Annotated in this window: 23 protein-coding genes; 12 read left to right on the top strand and 11 right to left on the bottom strand. The window is 55.6% G+C overall.

All coding sequences use genetic code 11. The annotated features are described in order from the left end of the window. Window positions 1–45 precede the first annotated feature (45 nt). The 9 genes from murC (at window position 46) to mutT (ending at window position 10,770) form a co-directional block, all read left to right on the top strand. A complete protein-coding gene (gene murC / locus ACEPLT_RS03570; protein ID WP_023326695.1) occupies window positions 46–1,521 on the top strand; it encodes a UDP-N-acetylmuramate--L-alanine ligase in 1,476 nt (491 codons plus the stop codon). Then, a complete protein-coding gene (locus ACEPLT_RS03575) occupies window positions 1,514–2,434 on the top strand; it encodes a D-alanine--D-alanine ligase (protein WP_021240523.1) in 921 nt (306 codons plus the stop codon). Before murC ends, ACEPLT_RS03575 begins: the two co-directional genes overlap by 8 nt. A gap of 1 nt (window position 2,435) precedes the next feature. Further along, window positions 2,436–3,278 (top strand): cell division protein FtsQ, encoded by an 843-nt coding sequence (gene ftsQ / locus ACEPLT_RS03580; protein WP_008501979.1) that lies wholly within the window; start codon window positions 2,436–2,438, stop codon window positions 3,276–3,278. Then, window positions 3,275–4,531: a cell division protein FtsA gene (gene ftsA, locus ACEPLT_RS03585; protein ID WP_006173845.1), complete on the top strand. Its 1,257-nt coding sequence runs from the start codon at window positions 3,275–3,277 to the stop codon at window positions 4,529–4,531. Before ftsQ ends, ftsA begins: the two co-directional genes overlap by 4 nt. Window positions 4,532–4,594: 63 nt before the next feature. Next, a complete protein-coding gene (gene ftsZ, locus ACEPLT_RS03590; RefSeq protein ID WP_008501978.1) occupies window positions 4,595–5,746 on the top strand; it encodes a cell division protein FtsZ in 1,152 nt (383 codons plus the stop codon). A 101-nt stretch (window positions 5,747–5,847) separates the two neighbouring features. Continuing rightward, the gene (gene lpxC / locus ACEPLT_RS03595) at window positions 5,848–6,765 is read left to right on the top strand and encodes a UDP-3-O-acyl-N-acetylglucosamine deacetylase (protein WP_008501977.1); all 918 of its coding nucleotides are present in this window, start codon (window positions 5,848–5,850) and stop codon (window positions 6,763–6,765) included. A 278-nt stretch (window positions 6,766–7,043) separates the two neighbouring features. Then, complete coding sequence (secM, locus tag ACEPLT_RS03600) at window positions 7,044–7,547, top strand: secA translation cis-regulator SecM (protein WP_074164300.1); 504 nt, start codon at window positions 7,044–7,046, stop codon at window positions 7,545–7,547. A gap of 58 nt (window positions 7,548–7,605) precedes the next feature. Beyond that, window positions 7,606–10,311 (top strand): preprotein translocase subunit SecA, encoded by a 2,706-nt coding sequence (gene secA / locus ACEPLT_RS03605; protein ID WP_021240521.1) that lies wholly within the window; start codon window positions 7,606–7,608, stop codon window positions 10,309–10,311. Between the two features lie 57 nt (window positions 10,312–10,368). Beyond that, window positions 10,369–10,770, top strand: a complete 402-nt coding sequence (mutT, locus tag ACEPLT_RS03610) for an 8-oxo-dGTP diphosphatase MutT (protein WP_039265675.1) — start codon at window positions 10,369–10,371, stop codon at window positions 10,768–10,770. Between the two features lie 25 nt (window positions 10,771–10,795). Here the strand turns inward: mutT and yacG are convergent, their stop codons facing one another. Genes yacG through coaE form a run of 3 tightly spaced genes read right to left on the bottom strand, consistent with a single transcriptional unit; the run spans window position 10,796 to window position 12,363 of the window. Further along, window positions 10,796–10,990, bottom strand: coding sequence for a DNA gyrase inhibitor YacG (yacG, locus tag ACEPLT_RS03615; RefSeq protein WP_021240519.1), 195 nt, complete (start codon window positions 10,988–10,990; stop codon window positions 10,796–10,798). Between the two features lie 9 nt (window positions 10,991–10,999). Continuing rightward, the gene (gene zapD / locus ACEPLT_RS03620; protein ID WP_008501972.1) at window positions 11,000–11,743 is read right to left on the bottom strand and encodes a cell division protein ZapD; all 744 of its coding nucleotides are present in this window, start codon (window positions 11,741–11,743) and stop codon (window positions 11,000–11,002) included. After that, a complete protein-coding gene (gene coaE / locus ACEPLT_RS03625) occupies window positions 11,743–12,363 on the bottom strand; it encodes a dephospho-CoA kinase (RefSeq protein ID WP_008501971.1) in 621 nt (206 codons plus the stop codon). The genes zapD and coaE overlap by 1 nt, the downstream gene beginning before the upstream one ends. Window positions 12,364–12,591: 228 nt before the next feature. On the opposite strand from coaE, the gene ACEPLT_RS03630 reads away from it, so the two are divergent. Further along, a complete protein-coding gene (locus tag ACEPLT_RS03630; RefSeq protein WP_023293282.1) occupies window positions 12,592–13,635 on the top strand; it encodes a GMP reductase in 1,044 nt (347 codons plus the stop codon). 41 nt (window positions 13,636–13,676) lie between these two features. Here the strand turns inward: ACEPLT_RS03630 and hofC are convergent, their stop codons facing one another. The 4 genes from hofC to nadC form a co-directional block, all read right to left on the bottom strand. Next, complete coding sequence (hofC, locus tag ACEPLT_RS03635) at window positions 13,677–14,861, bottom strand: protein transport protein HofC (protein WP_232928466.1); 1,185 nt, start codon at window positions 14,859–14,861, stop codon at window positions 13,677–13,679. Beyond that, window positions 14,851–16,233, bottom strand: a complete 1,383-nt coding sequence (gene gspE, locus ACEPLT_RS03640; RefSeq protein ID WP_023326701.1) for a type II secretion system protein GspE — start codon at window positions 16,231–16,233, stop codon at window positions 14,851–14,853. Before gspE ends, hofC begins: the two co-directional genes overlap by 11 nt. A 10-nt stretch (window positions 16,234–16,243) precedes the next feature. Beyond that, complete coding sequence (gene ppdD / locus ACEPLT_RS03645) at window positions 16,244–16,681, bottom strand: prepilin peptidase-dependent pilin (protein WP_021240515.1); 438 nt, start codon at window positions 16,679–16,681, stop codon at window positions 16,244–16,246. 174 nt (window positions 16,682–16,855) lie between these two features. After that, window positions 16,856–17,749, bottom strand: coding sequence for a carboxylating nicotinate-nucleotide diphosphorylase (nadC, locus tag ACEPLT_RS03650; protein ID WP_021240514.1), 894 nt, complete (start codon window positions 17,747–17,749; stop codon window positions 16,856–16,858). 87 nt (window positions 17,750–17,836) lie between these two features. Between nadC and ampD the strand changes: the two genes are divergently transcribed. Both ampD and ampE read left to right on the top strand, forming a co-directional pair. After that, on the top strand, window positions 17,837–18,388 hold the full coding sequence (gene ampD / locus ACEPLT_RS03655) for a 1,6-anhydro-N-acetylmuramyl-L-alanine amidase AmpD (protein WP_008501965.1): 552 nt from the start codon (window positions 17,837–17,839) through the stop codon (window positions 18,386–18,388). Window positions 18,389–18,397: 9 nt separating this feature from the next. Continuing rightward, window positions 18,398–19,252 (top strand): beta-lactamase regulator AmpE, encoded by an 855-nt coding sequence (ampE, locus tag ACEPLT_RS03660; RefSeq protein ID WP_447088331.1) that lies wholly within the window; start codon window positions 18,398–18,400, stop codon window positions 19,250–19,252. Window positions 19,253–19,270: 18 nt separating this feature from the next. Here the strand turns inward: ampE and ACEPLT_RS03665 are convergent, their stop codons facing one another. The 4 genes from ACEPLT_RS03665 to ACEPLT_RS03680 form a co-directional block, all read right to left on the bottom strand. Next, the gene (locus ACEPLT_RS03665) at window positions 19,271–20,221 is read right to left on the bottom strand and encodes a glycoside hydrolase family 43 protein (protein ID WP_063616183.1); all 951 of its coding nucleotides are present in this window, start codon (window positions 20,219–20,221) and stop codon (window positions 19,271–19,273) included. A 10-nt stretch (window positions 20,222–20,231) separates the two neighbouring features. Continuing rightward, window positions 20,232–21,629 (bottom strand): glycoside-pentoside-hexuronide (GPH):cation symporter, encoded by a 1,398-nt coding sequence (locus ACEPLT_RS03670; RefSeq protein WP_039265684.1) that lies wholly within the window; start codon window positions 21,627–21,629, stop codon window positions 20,232–20,234. Window positions 21,630–21,793: 164 nt separating this feature from the next. Further along, window positions 21,794–23,164, bottom strand: a complete 1,371-nt coding sequence (aroP, locus tag ACEPLT_RS03675; RefSeq protein WP_008501961.1) for an aromatic amino acid transporter AroP — start codon at window positions 23,162–23,164, stop codon at window positions 21,794–21,796. Window positions 23,165–23,210: 46 nt separating this feature from the next. Beyond that, window positions 23,211–23,438, bottom strand: coding sequence for a hypothetical protein (locus ACEPLT_RS03680; protein ID WP_084832031.1), 228 nt, complete (start codon window positions 23,436–23,438; stop codon window positions 23,211–23,213). Window positions 23,439–23,655: the final 217 nt, after the last annotated feature.

Here is a 23,655-nt window from a genome sequence, read left to right on the forward strand (position 1 = left end):
CGTGTTGCGCTGCACGAATTTTAAGTAGTCGATGGCGTTTAGAGAATGAATACACAACAACTGGCAAAACTGCGTTCAATCGTGCCCGAGATGCGTCGCGTCCGGCACATTCACTTTGTTGGCATCGGTGGTGCCGGCATGGGCGGTATTGCCGAAGTGTTAGCTAACGAAGGCTATCAGATCAGCGGGTCTGACCTGGCGCCAAACCCTGTAACGCAGCAGCTGGCGTCGCTTGGGGCGACTATCTATTTCAACCATCGCCCGGAAAACGTGCGCGATGCGAGCGTGGTCGTGGTCTCAAGCGCCATCTCCTCTGACAACCCGGAAATCGTTGCCGCGCATGACGCGCGCATTCCGGTGATCCGCCGTGCCGAAATGCTGGCGGAACTGATGCGTTTCCGCCACGGCATCGCGATTGCCGGGACCCACGGTAAAACCACGACCACGGCGATGGTTTCCAGTATTTATGCAGAAGCGGGTCTCGACCCGACGTTCGTCAACGGCGGCCTGGTCAAAGCCGCGGGCGTACATGCGCGTCTGGGCCACAGTCGTTATCTGATTGCTGAAGCGGACGAGAGCGACGCGTCGTTCCTGCACCTGCAGCCGATGGTGGCGATTGTCACCAACATCGAAGCTGACCATATGGATACCTACCAGGGTGACTTCGAGAACTTAAAGCAGACCTTTATCAACTTCCTGCACAACCTGCCGTTCTACGGGCGCGCGGTGATGTGCGTGGACGATCCGGTGATCCGCGAGTTGCTGCCGCGCGTGGGTCGTCAAATCACCACCTACGGCTTCAGCGAAGACGCTGACGTCCGCGTGGAAGAGTACAAACAGATTGGCGCGCAGGGACACTTCACGCTGGCGCGTCAGGACAAAGAGCTGCTGCACGTGACGCTGAATGCGCCAGGGCGCCATAACGCGCTCAATGCCGCAGCGGCAGTGGCCGTCGCGACGGAAGAAGGCATTGATGATGATGCGATTCTGCGCGCACTGGAAAGCTTCCAGGGCACCGGGCGTCGTTTCGATTTCCTCGGTGAATTCCCGCTGGATGCCGTGAACGGTAAAGCCGGTACGGCGATGCTGGTGGACGACTATGGCCACCATCCGACCGAAGTGGACGCCACCATTAAAGCCGCTCGTGCAGGCTGGCCAGATAAAAATCTGGTGATGGTGTTCCAGCCGCACCGCTTCACGCGTACACGCGATCTGTATGACGATTTCGCCAGCGTCCTGTCACAGGTAGACACCCTGTTAATGCTGGATGTGTACGCCGCAGGCGAGACGCCGATTCCTGGTGCAGACAGCCGTTCTCTGTGTCGCACCATTCGTGGACGCGGTAAAGTTGACCCTATTCTGGTTTCTGACCCTGCGCAGGTGGCGGAAATTCTGGCACCGGTCCTGACAGGTAACGATCTGATTCTGATTCAGGGTGCGGGAAATATCGGCAAAATCGCCCGTACCTTAGCTGAAATCAAACTGAAGCCGCAAAACCAGGAGGATGAGCATCATGGCTGATAAGATTGCTGTCCTGTCTGGCGGCACCTCCGCCGAGCGCGAGGTTTCCCTGAATTCAGGCGCCGCTGTACTGGCGGGCCTGCGTGAAGGTGGCGTCAATGCGCACCTGGTCGATCCAAAAGAGGTCGACGTGACGCAGTTAAAAGCCATGGGCTTCGATAAAGTCTTTATCGCTTTACACGGTCGTGGCGGCGAAGACGGCACCCTGCAGGGGCTTCTGGATCTGATCGGTCTGCCATACACCGGCAGCGGCGTGATGGCGTCTGCTATCTCTATGGATAAACTGCGCAGCAAGCTGCTGTGGCAGGGCGCAGGTTTACCTGTTGCGCCATGGGTGGCACTGACGCGTCGCGAATTTGAATTGGGCCTGCCGGATAGCGTTAATGCACGCATTGCTGAACTGGGCTTACCGGTTATTGTAAAGCCCAGCCGGGAAGGCTCCAGCGTGGGAATGTCCAAAGTCGACAAAGCTGACGATTTAGCGTCCGCTTTAGCGCTGGCATTTCAACATGATGATGAAGTTCTGATAGAAAAATGGCTTAGCGGGCCGGAATTTACCGTCGCGATGCTTGGCGAAGAAATTTTACCGTCAATCCGTATCCAACCCGCCGGAGTCTTCTATGATTATGAGGCGAAGTATCTCTCTGATGAGACGCAATATTTCTGCCCAAGTGGTCTTGAAGCTGAGCGTGAAGCCGATTTACAGTCCCTGGTGCTTAAAGCCTGGCATGTTCTGGGTTGCCAGGGCTGGGGACGCATCGATGTGATGCAGGACCGGGATGGACAGTTTTATCTGCTGGAAGCCAACACCTCTCCGGGTATGACGAGCCACAGCCTTGTGCCGATGGCTGCGCGTCAGGCGGGGATGAGCTTCTCGCAGTTAGTCGTACGCATTCTGGACCAGGCGGGCTGATATGTCTCAGGCTGCATTGAACACGCGCAACCGCGATGACGAGGAAGAATACACCTCTTCACGCCGCAGTAATGGAACGCGTCTTGCAGGCATCATTTTCCTGCTCGGGGTGCTGTGCACCGTGTTTATCAGCGGCTGGATGGTCCTGGGCTGGATGGAAGATGCGCAGCGGTTGCCGCTTTCTAAGCTGGTGGTCACCGGTGAGCGTCACTACACGCGTAACGACGATATTCGCCAGTCAATACTGGCGCTGGGTTCGCCTGGCACCTTTATGACGCAGGACGTCAATATTATCCAGAGCCAGATTGAACGTCTGCCATGGATAAAACAGGCGAGCGTAAGAAAGCAATGGCCTGATGAATTGAAGATTCATCTGGTTGAATATGTGCCCATTGCGCGTTGGAATGATCAGCACATGGTTGACGTCGACGGAAATTCCTTCAGCGTCCCGACCGATCGTGTCAACAAGCAGAATTTACCGATGTTGTATGGCCCTGAAGGCAGCGAAAACGAGGTTTTACAGGGTTTTCGTGAAATGGGCCAGGTGCTGGCGAAGGACAGGTTTACGTTAAAAGATGCTGCAATGACGGCGCGCCGCTCCTGGCAGCTTACGTTAACGAACGGCATTAAGCTCAACCTGGGACGCGGGGACACCATGAAGCGTCTGGCGCGTTTTGTCGAACTTTACCCGGTTTTACAGCAGCAGGCACAGACTGACGGCAAACGGATAAGCTACGTTGATTTGCGCTATGACTCAGGCGCAGCAGTCGGTTGGGTACCGGCTCCGGTCGAGGAACCTAATCAGCAACAGAATCAGGCACAGGTACAGGCAGAACAACAATGATCAAGGCGACGGACAGAAAACTGGTAGTTGGACTGGAGATTGGCACCGCGAAGGTTGCCGCTTTAGTAGGGGAAGTTCTGCCCGACGGTATGGTCAATATCATTGGCGTGGGCAGTTGCCCGTCACGTGGTATGGATAAAGGTGGGGTAAACGATCTTGAATCGGTGGTGAAATGCGTCCAGCGCGCCATCGATCAGGCTGAATTGATGGCAGATTGCCAGATTTCTTCTGTCTATCTTGCCCTTTCTGGTAAGCACATTAGCTGCCAGAACGAAATCGGCATGGTGCCGATTTCCGAAGAGGAAGTGACGCAGGAAGACGTTGAAAACGTTGTGCATACGGCGAAGTCCGTGCGTGTTCGCGATGAGCATCGCGTATTGCACGTGATCCCGCAGGAATATGCGATTGACTACCAGGAAGGGATCAAAAACCCGGTTGGTCTGTCAGGCGTTCGTATGCAGGCAAAAGTGCACCTGATCACATGTCACAACGATATGGCGAAGAACATTGTAAAAGCCGTTGAACGTTGTGGCCTGAAAGTTGACCAACTTATTTTCGCCGGTCTGGCGGCAAGTTATTCCGTGCTGACCGAAGATGAACGTGAACTGGGTGTCTGTGTGGTCGATATTGGTGGTGGTACAATGGACATGGCCGTGTATACCGGCGGTGCGTTGCGCCACACCAAAGTGATCCCGTACGCAGGAAACGTCGTGACCAGCGATATTGCTTACGCTTTTGGTACGCCACCGAGCGATGCAGAAGCGATTAAAGTGCGCCACGGCTGTGCGCTGGGCTCTATTGTTGGCAAAGATGAGAGCGTTGAAGTGCCAAGCGTCGGTGGTCGTCCACCGCGCAGCCTGCAGCGCCAGACGTTGGCAGAGGTGATCGAGCCGCGCTATACCGAGCTGCTCAACCTGGTCAACGAAGAAATTTTACAGTTACAGGAACAGCTTCGTCAGCAGGGCGTCAAGCATCATCTTGCGGCGGGGATTGTATTAACCGGCGGTGCAGCGCAAATTGAAGGTCTTGCGGCCTGTGCACAGCGCGTGTTCCATACGCAGGTGCGTATTGGTGCGCCGCTGAATATCACCGGTTTAACGGATTATGCTCAGGAGCCGTATTATTCAACGGCTGTGGGCCTGCTCCACTACGGGAAGGAATCTCATCTCAGTGGTGAAGCGGAAGTGGAAAAACGCGTCTCAGTGGGGTCGTGGGTCAAACGACTGAACAACTGGTTGCGAAAAGAGTTTTAATTTTTTTAAGAGACCGGAGAGAATTAGCGGTCTCGGGCGACAGGCACAACGGAGAGAGAAATTATGTTTGAACCTATGGAACTGACCAACGACGCGGTGATTAAAGTCATCGGCGTCGGTGGCGGCGGCGGTAACGCCGTAGAGCATATGGTGCGTGAACGCATTGAAGGTGTTGAATTCTTCGCGGTTAACACCGATGCGCAGGCACTGCGTAAGACGGCGGTAGGCCAGACTATCCAGATCGGCGGTGGTATCACCAAAGGGCTGGGAGCTGGGGCTAACCCGGAAGTGGGTCGCAATGCGGCTGAAGAAGATCGTGAAGCCCTGCGCGCTGCACTGGAAGGTGCGGACATGGTCTTCATCGCAGCAGGTATGGGTGGCGGTACCGGTACCGGCGCAGCACCTGTTGTGGCTGAAGTTGCTAAAGATTTAGGTATTCTGACCGTTGCTGTCGTGACCAAGCCTTTCAATTTTGAAGGCAAGAAGCGTATGGCCTTCGCGGAGCAGGGTATCACCGAGCTGTCCAAACATGTGGACTCGCTGATCACCATCCCGAACGACAAACTGTTGAAGGTTCTGGGTCGCGGTATCTCCCTGCTTGACGCCTTCGGCGCAGCAAACGACGTGCTGAAAGGCGCGGTTCAGGGTATCGCTGAACTGATTACCCGTCCTGGCCTGATGAACGTTGACTTTGCAGACGTTCGCACCGTGATGTCCGAAATGGGCTACGCGATGATGGGCTCTGGCGTGGCGAGCGGCGAAGACCGTGCAGAAGAAGCGGCTGAAATGGCTATCTCTTCTCCACTGCTGGAAGATATCGACCTGTCTGGTGCGCGCGGCGTGCTGGTCAACATTACCGCTGGCTTTGACCTGCGTCTGGATGAGTTCGAAACCGTGGGTAACACCATCCGTGCGTTCGCCTCTGACAACGCTACCGTGGTAATCGGTACTTCACTTGACCCTGAAATGAACGACGAGCTGCGTGTTACCGTTGTTGCAACCGGTATCGGTATGGACAAGCGTCCTGAGATCACCTTAGTAACTAACAAGCAGACTCAGCAACCGGTAATGGATCGTTACCAGCAGCACGGTATGTCTCCGCTGACTCAGGAGCAGAAACCGGCCGCGAAAGTGGTGAACGACCCAACGCCGCAAACGGCGAAAGAGCCAGATTATCTGGATATCCCGGCGTTCCTGCGTAAGCAAGCTGATTAAGAATTGGCTGGAATTAGGGGATTTGCGCTCTTTGTGCTAAACTGGCCCACCGTTAGTGATATACACTCTCGGTTGGATAGTTAATTTGGCGAGATTATACGATGATCAAACAAAGGACACTTAAACGTATCGTTCAGGCGACGGGTGTCGGTTTACATACCGGCAAGAAAGTCACGCTGACGTTACGCCCTGCGCCGGCCAATACCGGGGTCATCTATCGTCGCACCGACTTGAATCCACCGGTAGATTTTCCGGCCGATGCCAAATCTGTGCGTGATACTATGCTCTGTACTTGTCTGGTGAACGAGCATGACGTGCGGATTTCTACCGTAGAGCACCTGAACGCCGCCCTGGCGGGTCTGGGTATCGACAACATTATTGTTGAAGTCGATGCGCCAGAAATCCCGATTATGGATGGCAGTGCTGCACCGTTCGTCTATCTGCTGCTGGATGCTGGCATCGAAGAACTGAACTGCGCGAAGAAATTTGTTCGCATCAAAGAGACCGTTCGCGTCGAAGATGGCGACAAGTGGGCTGAATTCAAACCGTACAATGGTTTCTCGCTGGACTTTACCATCGACTTTAACCATCCGGCGATTGATTCCAGCACCCAGCGCTATGCGATGAACTTCTCTGCCGATGCGTTTATGCGCCAGATCAGCCGAGCCCGTACGTTTGGCTTCATGCGTGATATCGAATATCTGCAGTCCCGCGGCCTGTGCCTGGGCGGCAGCTTCGATTGTGCCATCGTTGTTGACGATTATCGCGTACTGAACGAAGACGGCCTGCGTTTCGAAGATGAATTCGTTCGTCACAAAATGCTGGACGCTATCGGCGACCTGTTCATGTGTGGTCACAACATCATTGGTGCATTTACCGCGTTCAAATCCGGTCATGCGCTGAACAACAAACTGTTGCAGGCCGTCCTGGCAAAACAGGAAGCCTGGGAATATGTGACCTTCGAAGACGAAGCAGAACTGCCGTTGGCTTTCAAAGCGCCAAGCATGGTTCTGGCGTAACGGTTCACGCCGTTTCGTAAAAAATCGACTGGTTAACCTGGTACTCTCTCCGGCCAGGAAGACCAGTCGTTTTTATTTTTACCCTTCTTTGTTTGTCCCAGCGTTATTTCTAGTCTGTCCTGCGTAGAAAGTGTGTGCGTTAGCTGCATTCTTGACCGTTTTTCCCCGCGGCGGCGCCTCATTCCTGCTGATGTGTATTGGCTTTAGTGGTAATATCTGGGCGCTTAAAAAAATAACTGAAGATAGCCTGTAACAGGCTGGCTTATGTGGTGGAGCAAGTGAGCGGAATACTGACGCGCTGGCGACAATTTGGCAGACGTTACTTCTGGCCGCATCTCTTATTAGGGATGGTCGCGGCGAGTTTCGGCTTGCCTGTGCTCAGCAACAGTGCCGAAGCGGCGACGCCGACGAAGACCTCTACCAGCAAACACGATCTCAATACGCGGGTTAACTTTACAAATCTCGCCTGGCTTGAAGCCAGTCGCCGCCCGAATTTCTCCGTTGATTACTGGCACCAGCACGCTATCCGCACGGTTATCCGCCATCTCTCCTTCGCGATGGCGCCGCAGGCAATGCCTGTTGCGGAAGAGGCGCTGCCGGTGCAGGCGCAGCATCTTGCCCTGCTGGACACGCTCAACGCGCTGCTCACGCAGGACAGCCAGCCGCCGGTTATGGTTCGCCAGACGGCGCAACGCGCGCTCGTTCCTCCTGTTTCATTCTCTGTTTCAACCTGGATTAGCCAGGTTCACGGCATTCGCGCCGGGCCTCAACGCCTCAGCTAAATTAACTTTTTCAATACCTTAATTTATCTGCCCATGATGGGGCGTTTGAGAATTTATTATGCTAATCAAATTATTAACTAAAGTTTTTGGTAGTCGTAACGATCGTACCCTGCGCCGTATGCGCAAAGCTGTTGCCGTCATCAACGGTATGGAACCGGCGATGGAGAAGCTCTCTGATGATGAGCTGAAAGCGAAAACGGCGGAATTCCGTGCGCGTCTGGAAAAAGGTGAAACCTTAGAAAGCCTGATCCCGGAAGCATTTGCGGTCGTCCGTGAAGCAAGTAAGCGCGTGTTCGGCATGCGTCACTTCGACGTTCAGCTGCTGGGCGGGATGGTGCTTAACGAACGCTGCATCGCGGAAATGCGTACCGGTGAAGGTAAAACCCTGACCGCAACGCTGCCGGCTTACCTGAATGCGTTGACCGGTAAAGGCGTTCACGTCGTTACCGTCAACGACTATCTGGCGCAGCGTGACGCCGAAAACAACCGTCCACTGTTCGAATTCCTCGGCATGACCGTCGGCATCAACATGTCTGGCCTGCCTGCACCAGCCAAGCGTGAAGCGTATAACGCGGACATTACCTACGGTACCAACAACGAATACGGCTTCGACTACCTGCGTGACAACATGGCGTTCAGCCCTGAAGAGCGCGTCCAGCGTAAGCTGCACTACGCGCTGGTGGATGAGGTGGACTCCATCCTGATCGATGAAGCGCGTACTCCGCTTATCATCTCCGGCCCGGCTGAAGACAGCTCCGAGATGTACCGTAAAGTCGACAAAATCATTCCACACCTGCTGCGCCAGGAGAAAGAAGACTCGGATACCTTCCAGGGTGAAGGTCACTTCTCCGTGGATGAAAAAGCGCGCCAGGTGAACCTGACCGAGCGTGGTCTGGTGAAAATCGAAGAGCTGCTGGTGGCTGAAGGCATTATGGAAGAGGGCGAGTCTCTGTACTCCCCAAGCAACATCATGCTGATGCACCATGTGACCGCTGCGCTGCGTGCCCACGCGCTGTTCACCCGCGACGTCGACTACATCGTAAAAGACGGCGAAGTGATCATTGTCGATGAGCACACCGGTCGTACCATGCAGGGACGTCGCTGGTCTGACGGTCTGCACCAGGCTGTAGAAGCCAAAGAAGGCGTGGATATTCAAAACGAAAACCAGACGCTGGCCTCTATCACCTTCCAGAACTACTTCCGTCTGTACGAGAAGCTGGCGGGCATGACCGGTACAGCCGATACCGAAGCGTTTGAATTCAGCTCTATCTACAAGCTGGATACCGTTGTCGTTCCAACCAACCGTCCAATGATCCGTAAGGACATGCCGGACCTGGTGTACATGACCGAAGCGGAAAAAATTCAGGCAATCATCGAAGATATTCGCGAACGTACTGCTAAAGGCCAGCCGGTTCTGGTGGGGACCATCTCCATTGAAAAATCCGAAGTGGTTTCTCACGAGCTGACGAAAGCGGGCATCAAGCACAACGTACTGAACGCCAAATTCCACGCCAAAGAAGCGGATATTGTTGCGCAGGCAGGTTATCCGGCTGCGGTAACCATCGCCACCAACATGGCGGGTCGTGGTACCGATATTATGCTGGGCGGTAGCTGGCAGGCCGAGGTGGCTGAGCTGGAAAACCCAACGCCTGAACAGATTGCTCAGATTAAGGCCGACTGGCAGGTGCGTCACGACGCGGTGCTGGCATCCGGCGGTCTGCACATTATCGGTACCGAGCGTCACGAATCGCGTCGTATCGATAACCAGCTGCGTGGTCGTGCAGGTCGTCAGGGTGATGCCGGTTCTTCCCGCTTCTACCTGTCGATGGAAGATGCGCTGATGCGTATTTTCGCCTCCGACCGCGTGTCCGGCATGATGCGTAAGCTGGGCATGAAGCCGGGTGAAGCCATTGAGCACCCGTGGGTTACCAAAGCGATCGCGAACGCACAGCGTAAAGTGGAAAGCCGCAACTTCGATATTCGTAAGCAGCTGCTGGAATACGATGACGTGGCTAACGATCAGCGCCGTGCGATCTACACCCAGCGTAACGAACTGCTGGACGTGTCCGACGTGAGCGAAACCATCAACAGCATTCGCGAAGATGTGTTTAAAGCCACGATTGATGCGCACATTCCGCCGCAGTCTCTGGAAGAGATGTGGGACATCGAAGGCCTGCAGGAACGCCTGAAAAACGACTTCGACCTCGACCTGCCAATCAAAGAGTGGCTGGATAAAGAGCCTGAGCTGCACGAAGAGACCCTGCGCGAGCGTATCTACGAAACCGCGCTGGACGTCTACAAGCGCAAGGAAGAGGTCGTTGGCGCTGAGATGATGCGTCACTTCGAAAAAGGCGTGATGCTGCAGACGCTGGACTCCCTGTGGAAAGAGCACCTGGCGGCGATGGACTACCTGCGTCAGGGTATCCACCTGCGTGGCTATGCGCAGAAAGATCCGAAGCAGGAATACAAGCGTGAGTCCTTCTCCATGTTTGCCTCTATGCTTGAGTCGCTGAAGTATGAAGTCATCAGCACCCTGAGCAAGGTTCAGGTGCGTATGCCGGAAGAGGTGGAAGCGATGGAGCAGCAGCGTCGTGAAGAAGCCGAGCGTCTGGCACAAATGCAACAGCTGAGCCATCAGACCGACGACAGCGAAGCCGCAGCGGCGATCGCCGCGCAAACCGGCGATCGTAAAGTGGGTCGTAACGATCCATGCCCGTGCGGTTCTGGTAAAAAGTACAAGGCGTGCCACGGCCGTCTGAGCTAAGTTCATAAAAAAACAAAAAGGCGCAGATTTCTGCGCCTTTTTTATGGAAGTGACAATATGAAAATACTGCAAATTGCCGTCGGGATTATTCGCAACCCGCAAAATCAAATCTTCATCACCCAGCGCGCTGCCGACGCCCATATGGCGAACAAGTGGGAGTTTCCAGGCGGTAAAATCGAGTCAGGTGAAACGCCGGAAGAGGCGCTGGTTCGCGAGCTTCAGGAGGAGGTGGGGATCACCCCGCTTGGCGCAACGCTGTTTGATAAGCTTGAATACCAGTTTCCGGACAGACACATCACGCTGTGGTTCTGGCTGGTGGAAAACTGGGAAGGTGAACCCTGGGGGAAAGAGGGGCAGCCGGGTAACTGGGTGGAGCTTCAGGCAAGTGATGCTGAAAAATTCCCGCCAGCTAATGAACCTGTGATCCTGCGGTTAGTCGAACAACCGAAGGCCTGCTAAGCGACGCGCCAGCAGGCTTTACGGATTACTGCTGGCTTTCACTCCAGTCATCGCTGTCCGAAAGATCGCCTTTACTCGGAATGCGTTTCTCTTCCGCCGCCCATTCGCCCAGGTCAATAAGCTGGCAGCGTTTGCAGCAGAATGGGCGGAACGGACTCACTTCGCCCCAGACAACGGTTTTGCCACAGGTCGGGCAGTTTACGGTGGTGACATCAGACATCGGCACTCCTTAACAACAGGCCAGTTCAAAATCGAGGCGTTCCGGCACGGTGCCATTTTCGCTGTCCAGCGGCATAAAGCGAATCGCAAAGCGGCTCTTATGCCCGGAAATTTGCGGATAAAGCTGTTCGCCAAGCGATAAATTCAGGCGCAGAAGATCGGCATCATCACCGTTGTCCTGGTAGAAACCGTTCAGGCTGGTTTGCTTGCGGAACGGCGCCGAGTTACGGATCAGATCGAGGATCAGCGACAGCGTCTGGTGCATCGGCTCCAGGCTTGCCAGCCAGCTGTTCACCTGCGCGTCACGCTGGGCTTGTGGCATATGGAGCCACATATGCAGCGTCGGCAGGTCGAAGCTGCAGCAACCGCCAGGGATGCTCAGGCGCTGGCGCACCAGGCCAATCAGGCGGTCCTCACGCAAAAACTGCCCGACGCGCGGTGCGGCCATCAGGATGCTGCTGCTGGTTTTAAGCTGCTGACGAAGGGAATCGATACGGCTTACGTCCACCCCCGGAACCTCAGCCCATGCCTGCAATTTACGCTGCTGGCGCTCCAGCTCTTTAAGCAATTCTGTGCGGACATCGCCGCGTTCAATCACATCCAGCAGATCGCCTACATTGCGGAAGAAGTGCAACGCCGTAGCGTGATCGTTAACCGGCAGATGTTGTGAAAGCTGCTGAATGAGGAATTCGATGCGCAGCCAGGTACGCATTTTTTCGTTGAGCGGATGCTCAAAAAGGATGTGAGTCGACATTATGGTTTTTCCTGTGCAACGGCCTGCCCGGCTAGCGTCAGATACTGCGCGTGCAGACGGGCAACATCCGATGCAATAGCATCTGGTGCGCCGTTATTATCAATAACATCATCCGCCACGGCAAGGCGCTGAGCGCGCGTGGCCTGAGCGGCGAGAATATGTTCAGCATGCTCGCGCGAGACGTGGTCTCGCATCATGGTTCTCTGGATTTGCGTCTCGGGTGCGACATCAATCACCAGTACCCGATCGGCTTTCTGATGCAGCTGATTTTCCACCAGCAGCGGAACCACCCACAAGACATAGGGCGAGCGGGCTTCGGCTATCTGACGCTGTGTTTCCTGGTGGATAATGGGATGGAGCAGGGCATTAAGCCAGGCTTTTTCCGCTGAATCGGAAAAAATGCATTCGCGAAGCTGACGGCGATTTAGCGTGCCATCGGCATTGATGATTGCCTGGCCAAAATGTTCTGCGATGGCCTTAAGCGCGGGTGTATTGGGCTCTACCACCTGGCGGGCAATAATATCGGCATCGATAATCGTGATACCCAAACGAGAAAACGCGTCTGCAACGGTACTTTTGCCACTACCGATGCCACCGGTTAATGCAACGATATACCCCATTAAATCAAATCCTGGGAATTATTCATTATTAAAATCAGTTTATTAAAACTCTCAGGTGCGCCAGCAACTGTTTAGCCCTGTTTACCGGCTTTTTACCAGGTAAATTTATAGGATTGTAGCGTAAAAAAAGAGAATTTCGCAGTCTTGCGGAGCAGGTATTAGTGCGTATGATAGCGTCACTGGAGTTGTGCTTTTAACATATTTGCCTCTAACCCCAGGAATCCGCACATGCGTATCGAAGAAGATCTGAAGTTAGGTTTCAAAGACGTTCTTATCCGCCCTAAACGCTCTACACTGAAAAGTCGCTCAGACGTTGAACTCGAACGTCAATTCACCTTTAAGCATTCCGGTCAGACCTGGTCTGGCGTGCCGATCATCGCTGCCAACATGGATACTGTGGGAACCTTTGAGATGGCAACCGCGCTGGCACAGTTCGACATCCTCACCGCCGTGCACAAACATTACAGCCCTGAAGAGTGGGATGCGTTTGTGGCGTCCGCCTCTGCTGATGTGGTGAAGCACGTGATGGTCTCCACCGGTACCTCCGATGCGGATTTCGAGAAGACCAAACAGATTCTGAAGGCTAACCCGGCGCTGAACTTCGTTTGTATTGATGTAGCGAACGGTTACTCCGAGCACTTCGTACAGTTCGTCAGCAAGGCGCGTGAGGCCTGGCCGACGAAAACCATCATCGCGGGCAACGTGGTGACCGGTGAAATGTGTGAAGAGCTGATCCTCTCCGGTGCCGATATCGTGAAAGTGGGCATCGGTCCGGGCTCCGTATGCACCACGCGCGTCAAAACCGGCGTCGGTTATCCGCAGCTCTCTGCCGTCATTGAATGTGCCGATGCGGCGCACGGTCTGGGCGGCCAGATCATCAGCGACGGTGGTTGCACCATGCCGGGTGATGTTGCAAAGGCCTTCGGCGGCGGCGCGGACTTCGTGATGCTCGGCGGTATGCTGGCAGGCCATGAAGAGAGCGGCGGTACCGTAGTAGAAGAGAACGGCGAGAAATTTATGCTGTTCTACGGCATGAGCTCTGAGTCTGCGATGACCCGTCACGTCGGCGGCGTGGCAAAATACCGTGCGGCAGAAGGTAAAACCGTCAAGCTGCCTCTGCGCGGTCCGGTTGAAAACACCGCACGCGATATCCTCGGCGGCCTGCGCTCTGCCTGCACCTACGTTGGCGCCTCCCGCCTGAAAGAGCTGACAAAGCGTACGACGTTTATTCGCGTTCAGGAACAAGAAAACCGCGTATTCAACAGCCTGTAATGGCTATTGCTGGCGCATGCCCGTGCGCCAGCCCTGTTGTATTATCCCGCACTCATCGCATCTCCCAGGTGGAATATCGGCAGGTACATTGCTACCACCAGCGTACCAATAATGACCCCCGTCACTATCAGAAGCACTGGCTCCAGAAGCGCCGCCAGATTCTCTGCACGTTGAAAGGTCTGTTCCGTATGATGGCGGGCAAGGTTTGCCAGCATGATATCCAGCGCACCTGACATTTCACCGGTTCGTAAAAGCTGAACACAGAGCGGGGTAAAGATTGCCGCTCTTTGAAAGGATGACCAGACGGGAAGGCCTTTTTCAATGTCCTCCCGCACGCCGCGCAGTATTCCCTGCCAGTACTGACTTTCAACGGTCTCCTCGGCGCTCTCCAGGCCCTGTAAAAAGGGGATACCCGCCTGTTGCGTGAGTGACAGCACGGTAAAGACGTGTCCCAGCTTTTGACCTTTTGCCAGTGCGCCCATCACGGGCGTATGCAGCAGGATGCACTGCCAGCGAGGATTCTGCCGCAGAGCCCAGGCGACGGCTAAGGGGGCTAATAGCAGGACGAACAACGCAAGGGCATATGACTGCATAAAGGCGGCCATCCCCATAACCATCTGTGTCAGCACGGGAAGCGGGGTATTAAACGTTTTGTAGATCGCGGCAAACTCGGGCAGGACCAGAGTGACCATCGCCAGCACGACGAGCACAGCCAGCGTCAGGACGATCGCCGGGTAGCGCAGCGCCTTTTTCACTTTTGCACTGAGCTGCTGCTGCGCTTTTTGTTGCTGCGCGAGCTGACGACAGCACACCTCCAGCTTCCCCGTCAGCTCTCCGGTTTTCACCATCGAGACATGCAGCGGGCTAAAAACGGCTGGCCACTTTTTTAGCGACTCAGAAAACGGGCATCCTTCACTGAGCTCATCGGCAATGCTTTGCAGCAGCGCCTGCCACGGTTTTGACGGATGTTGCTCTGCCAGCATTTGCAGGCTGTGGGACAGCGTCAGCCCAGCCTGCAGCAGCGAGGCGAGCTGATGAAACATCTCGCCGCAGTGGTGTGGACGCCAGCGGTGTCGCTGCGCGCATCGGGTCAGCGTCAGAGGATGGAGGTCGTTACGCATCAGCCGGGTGAAGGCCGCATTGCGGTCTGTGGCCCAGAGTGTCCCGCTTCGGGGCTCTCCATCTTTGGTGAGCGCACGCCAGCGCCAGAGCTGATTAGCCGCCATTGGGCATTCCCAGGACGCGCAACAACTCTTCAATCGTGGTTAGCCCTTGTTCGACGGCCCTGCAGCCGTGTTCAAAAAGAGAAACCATCCCCGCCTGCCGGGCGCTCGCCTCTATGACGTCAGTTCCCGCCCCGCTGGCAATGGCCTGCCGGAGGGCATTGTCGATGGCGAGTACTTCAAAAATGGCCACGCGGCCATAAAAGCCGTGATAACAGCGATCGCAGCCGGTGGGCTGCCAGCGTGGAAGCGGCCGGGGCCATACTGAGCGAGGTAGTTGAGCCTGATCGCGGGTTTCCCGGCGACAATGTGGGCACAAACGCCGGACCAGTCGCTGGGCAATCACCATCGTCAGCGCGGAAGAAATCATCCAGCGCGCGACGCCCATCTGCTCCAGGCGAATCAGCGTTTCCGTCGTCGAGTTGGTGTGCAGGGTCGACAGCACCAGATGCCCGGTCTGGGCAGCATTAATGGCAATCCCGGCCGTTTCTCCGTCACGGATTTCGCCGACCATAATGATGTCGGGATCCTGACGTAGCAGTGCGCGCAGCACGTTCTGGAAGGTTAAACCCGCCCGGGGATTAATCTGCGTCTGGTTTAATCCGGCAAGGGGGATCTCAATAGGATCTTCCACGCTGCAGATGTTGACGTCAGGGGTGTTACGCGACTGCAAAGCGCTGTACAGCGTCACGGTTTTGCCGCTGCCGGTAGGGCCGGTGACCAGAATCAGCCCCTGCGGCTGGTGGAGAACCGCATTAAAACAGGCCAGCTGTTCAGCATTCATGCCAAGCGCTTTCGGCTCAAGGGCCTGCGGAACCTGATGCAGGAGGCGCAGCACAATTTTTTCGCCGCCGCTGCAGGGAAGCGTCGCGATCCGAAACGAGACCGGCTCATTGGCCAGTTCAATCGTAAACTGGCCGTCCTGAGGCAGCCGGCGTTCTGCAATATCCAGGTTACCCAGCACTTTTAAACGTGCGCTTAACAGGTTAGCCAGTTCAGCGGCAAGCGGAGGCTGCGGACAAAGTACGCCGTCGATACGTAAACGAATCTGGCACGCGTGCTCCATCGGTTCGATATGAATATCAGAGGCGCGCTGGTTGATTGCCTGCTGCAGCGTGTGGTTAAGGACATCTACCGTAGAGTGTGTTTGCGAAACGCCGGGCAGATGCGATTGAGACGTCAGCTGCCGGTGTTTTTCCATGCGCTCCGCGCTCCAGCACTCAATATCAATCCGTTTCTGGGTCGCGAAACGCAACGCCTCCATGAGTTCGGTCGCGGGCTTTCCCACGACGGCAATGTTGATCCTCTCACTGTCGCTGGATAGCAGCAGTGCGTGATGGCGAAGACAAAGCGCCACGAGTTGATCGGTATTCATTATCCGCTCCTCAGTTATTGTTGAAGCGGAAAACGTCTTCGCAGGCCTGCTTCAGAGCGCTATCAGCACTGATGTTGCAGACGCGCGTCCAGCCCGTCATCCCGTTGCCGTTGTTCCACTGCGGCGTCATGACCACTTCCAGCCCGTTAAGACTTTCCTGTCCTGTTAAGGTCACGATCCCTTTCGCTACGCTCATTCCGGAAACGTAGCGTGTCGTGGTGGGGGAAGGGATGCCGTTGCTGTTGGCATCGCAGCTCTCCACACCACCGTGATCCAGCGCGCAAAGTTCAATGGCGGTGCGGTAGGGAACGAAGGTTTGCAGCATATCGGTCAGCGCCGCTTTGCGCAGGTAGTTCTGATAGGCAGGTATGCCGATGGCGCTCAGAATCGCAATAATGCCGATGACCACCATCAGCTCAATAAGAGTGAATCCGTGTTGTCTGTTCATATCTGCTCCTTACGTTAAGTGGCGCTACTCTGTCAGCGCAAAAGGGCAGAAACGAGGGGCAAAAAAGGGAACGGGAAAGCGCGTTCAGAGAATTAATGCGGTGTTGCAGGAAAGAACAGCGGATTTGCGAGCGGGGCTGAAATTCCCCTCTCCAGGCGGAGAGGGGAGGAATCACTATTTAAAACGCATCGAGAGGTCGAGGGCGCGAACGTGCTTGGTCAGCGCGCCGACGGAGATGTAATCCACGCCGGTTTCGGCGAATTCACGGATCGTTTCGAAGGTGACGTTTCCGGAGACTTCGAGCTGAGCCCGGCCATTGGTCAGTTTTACCGCCTCACGCATCTGCTCGGTTTCGAAGTTATCGAGCATGATGATATCGGCCCCGGCCTTAATCGCCTGCTCCAGCTCGTCCAGGTTTTCCACTTCTACTTCAACCGGCACATCCGGATGCAGCCAGAAGGCCTTCTCCACCGCCTGACGTACGGAACCCGATGCAATAATGTGGTTCTCTTTAATCAGGAAAGCGTCGGACAGGCCCAGACGATGGTTTGCGCCGCCGCCGCAGAGCACCGCGTACTTCAGCGCCGTGCGCAGGCCCGGCAGCGTTTTGCGGGTATCCAGCAGCTGGGTTCGGGTGCCGGCCAGCAGGTCAACGTAACGACGCACTTCGCTGGCGACGCCAGAGAGCGTTTGTACAAAATTAAGCGCGGTACGTTCGCCGGTCAGCAAGACGCGGGAAGGGCCGTCCAGCTCGAACAGCGGCTGGTTTGGCGTGACGCTATCGCCGTCCTCCACGTGCCATGTTACCTGCACATCATCGCCCGCCAGCTGGGTAAAGACCTCTTCAACCCAGCGCTTGCCGCAAAACACACCTTCTTCGCGGGTGATAATGACCGCGTGGGAGCGCGTCTCTTTCGGCAACAATTGTGCGGTAATATCTTTATCGGCATTGACGTCACCGCCCAGATCTTCTTTCAAAGCATGGGCAACGCTTGCCGGAATATCCATATTAATACGTTCCAGAAGCGCTTCACGTCGGTGGTCGGGGTTGTAGCGGCGAGGCGGCATGATAAAACTCCAAATTGGTAACGAATCAAAATATTGAAACATGCTACTCTGAACCGAGTAACAGCACCATACATAAGGAGTTCCAGCATGTTGTTAGAAAACGGATGGCTGGTGGATGCGCGGCATGTGCCTTCGCCGCACCACGACTGCCGCCCGGAGGATGAAAAGCCCACACTGCTGGTGGTTCATAATATTAGTCTCCCGCCGGGGGAATTCGGCGGCCCGTGGATCGATGCGTTATTCACGGGAACGATAGATCCCGATGCCCATCCTTTCTTTGCTGAGATTGCGCATCTGCGCGTGTCGGCTCATTGCCTGATTCGTCGCGATGGTGAAGTGGTTCAGTATGTTCCCTTTGATAAGCGCGCCTGGCATGCCGGGGTGTCGATGTATCACGGGCGCGAACGGTGCAACGATTTTTCTATCGGGATAGAACTGGAAGGCACGGATACCACGCCCTACACCGATTCACAGTATCAACAGCTAGCGGCTGTGACCCGCACGCTTATCGGACTTTACCCGGCCATCGCCGACAATATTACCGGGCACAGCGATATCGCTCCGGCGAGAAAAACCGATCCCGGCCCGGCATTTGACTGGCCGCGGTTCCGCGCCATGCTCACCGCGTCGTCAGAATAAGGAGATACCATGACGTTGTTTACTATGCTGCTGGTTATCATCGCTGAACGCCTGTTCAAGCTCGCTGAGCACTGGCATCTGGATCACCGGCTGGAGGTGTTATTCCGCCGTATCAAGCACTTTTCCATGCTGCGCACGCTGCTGATGATGGCGGGTGTGATGGTGATTACGTTCCTGCTGCTGCGCTCGCTGTATGGACTCTTTTTCAACGTGCCGCTGCTGGTGGTGTGGATCCTGCTCGGCGTGCTGTGCATTGGTGCGGGCAAGGTGCGTTTGCACTATCACGCGTACCTTAAAGCCGCCTCCCGTGACGATGCCCATGCGCGCAATGCCATGGCGAGCGAGCTGACGATGATCCACGGCGTGCCGCCGGACTGCGACGAGCGCGAGTTCCTGCGCGAACTGCAGAACGCGCTGCTGTGGATTAACTTCCGTTACTACCTGGCGCCGCTGTTCTGGTTTGTGGTGGGCGGTCCATGGGGACCGGTCTTGCTGATGGGGTATGCGTTCCTGCGCGCCTGGCAGACCTGGCTTGCTCGCTATCTGACGCCGCACGAGCGTTTGCTGTCCGGCATTGATGCCATCCTGCACGTGGTTGACTGGCTTCCGGTGCGTCTGGTGGGCGTGGTGTACGCGTTAATTGGCCACGGTGAAAAAGCGCTGCCCGCGTGGTTCGCCTCGCTTGCCGACCGCCATACGTCGCAGTATCAGGTGTTAACGCGTCTGGCGCAGTTCTCGCTGGCGCGCGAGCCGCATACCGACAAGATTGAAACGCCGAAAGCCGCTGTCTCCATGGCGAAGAAAACGTCGTTTGTGGTCGTGGTTATCGTGGCGCTGCTGACGATCTACGGCACGCTGGTGTAAGCCAGCGCGCCGTAACGATTAAAGCGTGTCCGCAGGCGGGATGCCGAAATCAGGCATCCCGTTTTCATTCCAGCGGACGCGCTTCAGGCGGGTATGGCGGTTTGGATCGTACAGCGGATCGCCCTCAATTTCGGTGTAGTTCCGCGCGTGATACACCAGCACATCTTCCCCTTCCGGCGTTTGCGTAAAGCTGTTGTGTCCCGGGCCGTACTGACGATTTTCGTAGCTGGTGGCGAATACGGGGCGCGGGGATTTGTGCCAGTTCAATGGGTTTTGCGGATCGGCATTCAGGTCTATCCACAGCAGCCCCATGCAGTAGTTCTCGTCGGTGGCGCTGGCGGAGTAGCTGATAAACAGTTTGTTGCCATGGAACAGCACCGCCGGGCCTTCGTTGACCCAGAACCCGCGACACTCCCAGTCATACTCCGGCTTGCTGAGCATCACCGGCTCGCCTTTCAGCGTCCACGGGTTCGCCATTTCACACAGATAAAGGTTGGAGTTCCCGGAGATGTCCGGCGCTTTTTGCGCCCACAGATACCAGCGTTTCCCCTGATGCACAAAGGTGGTGGCGTCCAGGGCGAAGGTGTCGAACGGGGTTTTTATCTGGCCTTTTTCTACCCACCTGCCGGTGAGCGGATCGTCGTCGGTACATTCAATGGCAAACATGCGGTGCTGGAACATCCCGAGCGCGTCGAGCGCCTGGGTGTGCGTCGCGGCAAAATAGATGTACCACTTTCCGTCAATGTGGTGCAGTTCCGGTGCCCAAATCAGCTGGCTCATTGGTCCGGCGTCGGGTTTACGCCAGACCACCACCTCTGCGGCATGACGTAAGCCTTCCAGCGAGTCTGCACGGCGGATCGCCAGCCTGTCGTACTGCGGCACGGAGGCGATAAAGTAATATTGCCCATCGTGGCGCAGGATATACGGGTCGGCGCGTTGTTCAATAAACGGGTTTGGCCAGGTTTGCATTCGGCTTTCCTTATTTAGTCTCAGCGGCTTTCAGTTCCTGATAATCGTTCAGCTCGTGGTAGTTGTTGCGGCGTTTTTCCAGATCGAGCTGGATCTGCTTCATGGTTTCACGATCCACCTTCAGCAGGCGCACCACGCCCGCGGTAATCAAATAACCCACCCCCGGGATAACGGTAAACAGCAGCACAATCCCGTTGATGGCGTCTGCGCTTTGCGCTTTCGCCCCCGCGTCGTAGCCGTACCAGGAGAGCAGAAAACCGACCATCGCCCCGGCAATCGCCAGCCCCAGCTTCAGGAAGAAGATGTTGCCCGAGAAGCTGATGCCGGTGATGCGCTTCCCGGTTTTCCACTCGCCGTAGTCGTCCACGTCGGCCATCAGCGACCAGTGCAGCGGAGACGGGATCTGGTGCAGGATGTTCAGCAGGACGTAGAGCACCACGATGGTGACGGTCGCTTTCGGGTCGAAGAAATAAAAGGCGCAGGAGAAAATCGCCAGCACGATGTTGGTCCAGAAGAAGACCTTCAGCTTGCACCAGCGGTCGGTCAGCACTTTTGCCAGCACGCTGCCGAGCATCATGCCAACAACGCCCAGGCTGATAAACAGCGTGGCGAAGTGGGTGCTCTGGCCCATCACCCAGGTCACGTAATACATGGTGGCCGCCATGCGGATAAAGCCGGGGCAGACGTTGCAGAGCGTCAGGAGCAGAATGCGCACCCACTGGTCGTTCTTCCACACGTCTTTCAGGTCGTTTTTCAACTGGTCATTGGTCTGGACTGCCGGGCGCACGCGCTCGCGCACGGTGGCGAAGCAGAACAGGAACATGCAGGTGCCAATCAGCGCCAGCACGGTCATGGCCATCTGGTAGCCTTTGGCTTTGTTGTCCCCGCCAAACCAGTCTGCCATGGGCAGCAGCGTTAATGAGAGCAGCAGCGTGGCGATGCCGACCAGCACGAAGCGATACGACTGGCAGGCGACGCGTTCTTTTGGATCGTTAGTGATCACCCCGCCCAGCGAGCAGTAGGGGATGTTGATGGCGGTGTAGGTGAGCGACAGCAGGAAATAGGTGACAAAGGCATAGATAACTTTGCTGTTATAGCTCCACTCTGGCGTGGTGAACATCAGGATGCTGAACAGCGCATACGGGAAAGCGATCCACAGCAGCCATGGACGAAAGCGGCCATATTTGCTGCGGGTGCGGTCGGCAATCGCGCCCATGATCGGGTCCGTTACGGCGTCAATCACGCGGACAGACAGCAGCAGCACGCCGACTAGCGCAGGGGCCAGACCAAAAATATCCGTATAAAAATAGTTAACAAACAGCATGATGGCGCCAAAGATAATGTTGCATCCGGCGTCGCCCATCCCATAGCCGATCTTTTCTTTTACTGACAGTGTGTTGTTATCCATCGACAGCTCTCCGGTTTACGGTATGGAGAGAATTATTCGCTGGCGAAGGGATATATGCGTTGCAGTATCAGGGCGGTGATATGGATAAATGCGCTGTGGGCGTGAAAGTGTGAGGGAGGTAACAACGCGCGGCACCCGCAAAAGCAGGCACCGCGGTGGGAGGCTTAGTGCGCCTTCATGGCATTACGGCTTTTCTGACTGAAGAGATAGCCAACGCCGAGTACTGCAATCCAGACCGGGATCAGGTAGACGGAAATCGCCATACCTGGGGTGATCAGCATGATCACCAGCACGGCCGCCATGAACAGCAGGCAGATCCAGTTACCCAGAGGATAGAGCAGGGCAGGGAAGCGCGTGGTGACGCCCTGCTGCTGTTTCGCGCGGCGGAACTTCATGTGCGCAAGGCTGATCATCGCCCAGTTGATGACCAGCGCAGAGACCACCAGCGCCATCAGCAGGCCAAACGCCGATTCCGGTGCCATGTAGTTAATGAGCACGCACAGGGCGGTCACGATGGCGGAAACAATGATGGTATTCACCGGCACGCCGCGTTTATCAACGTTAAGCAGCATCTTCGGCGCGTTACCCTGCTGGGCGAGGCCGAACAGCATGCGGCTGTTGCAGTATACGCAGCTGTTGTAAACGGAGAGCGCTGCGGTCAGCACCACGATGTTCAGCGCGTTGGCGACAAAGGTATCGCCCAGCTCGTGGAAGATCAGCACAAACGGGCTGGTGTCAGCAGTCACGCGCGTCCACGGCAGCAGGGAGAGCAGCACCGCCAGTGAGCCCACATAGAAGATCAGGATGCGGTAGATAACCTGATTTGTGGCTTTCGGGATGCTCTGCTCAGGGTTGTCGGCTTCTGCGGCGGTGATGCCCACCAGCTCCAGGCCGCCGAAGGAGAACATAATGATCGCCATCATCATCACCAGGCCGGTCATGCCGTGAGGCAGGAAGCCACCCTGTTCCCAGAGGTTGCGCACCGTGGCCTGCGGGCCGCCGTTGCCGCTGAACAGCAGCCAGCCGCCGAAGATAATCATCGCCACCACGGCAATGACCTTGATGATGGCAAACCAGAACTCCATCTCCCCGAACACTTTAACGTTGGTCAGGTTAATGGCGTTGATAATAACGAAGAAGGCTGCAGCAGAAGCCCAGGTTGGGATTTCGGGATACCAGAACTGAATGTATTTCCCGACGGCGGTCAGTTCGGCCATGGCAACCAGAACGTACAGCACCCAGTAGTTCCAGCCCGAGGCGAAACCGGCAAAGCTGCCCCAGTACTTATAGGCAAAGTGGCTGAAGGAGCCTGCGACCGGCTCTTCCACGACCATTTCGCCCAGCTGGCGCATGATCAGAAAAGCAATGAAACCCGCAATCGCGTAACCCAAAATAATGCCCGGACCGGCAGACTGGATAACGGATGCGCTGCCCAGAAACAGGCCGGTACCAATCGCACCGCCCAGTGCGATGAGCTGAATATGGCGGTTTTTAAGCCCGCGCTTTAGCTGATCGCCGTGCTGTTGAGCTTCCATTTGAAACCTCGTGTGTGGTTGTTATGTTCACGCTGAGCGTGTGTAATTATGAAAATCCATATTCTGTATTTATTTCTTTACGGTTAACGAGACCGAAAAAATCGGAGATGACTTCCGTAAGCGCCAGAATAGTGGTAAGTGCCTGCGAATGCACCTGCTTTATGAAGGGGTGATGACGACTTGAATAAAAAGAAAGCATTTGTAAATCGGCCCGCTCGTTGTTCCTCACCCAACCTATAGAATAGAAATGCGCCTTAAGTGGGCGAATTTTCATTATTTGCCTTGTTGAATCGCTTCAGATTGCAAAAACCCTCGTTTCATTATGGTTAAAACTCCCTCTTTGGGGGTAATCAACTCATTTGTGCAAAGTTACATTTCTGAAACGTTATTTCTGTAAGGTTGTTAAAATGTGCAGGGTTTACTGATTTCAATCAAAACCAATATGGACAGAAGGTGAATACTTTGTTACTTTAGCGATACGAAATAGAAAT

It is taken from the genome of Enterobacter sp. fkY84-1, from assembly GCF_052974705.1.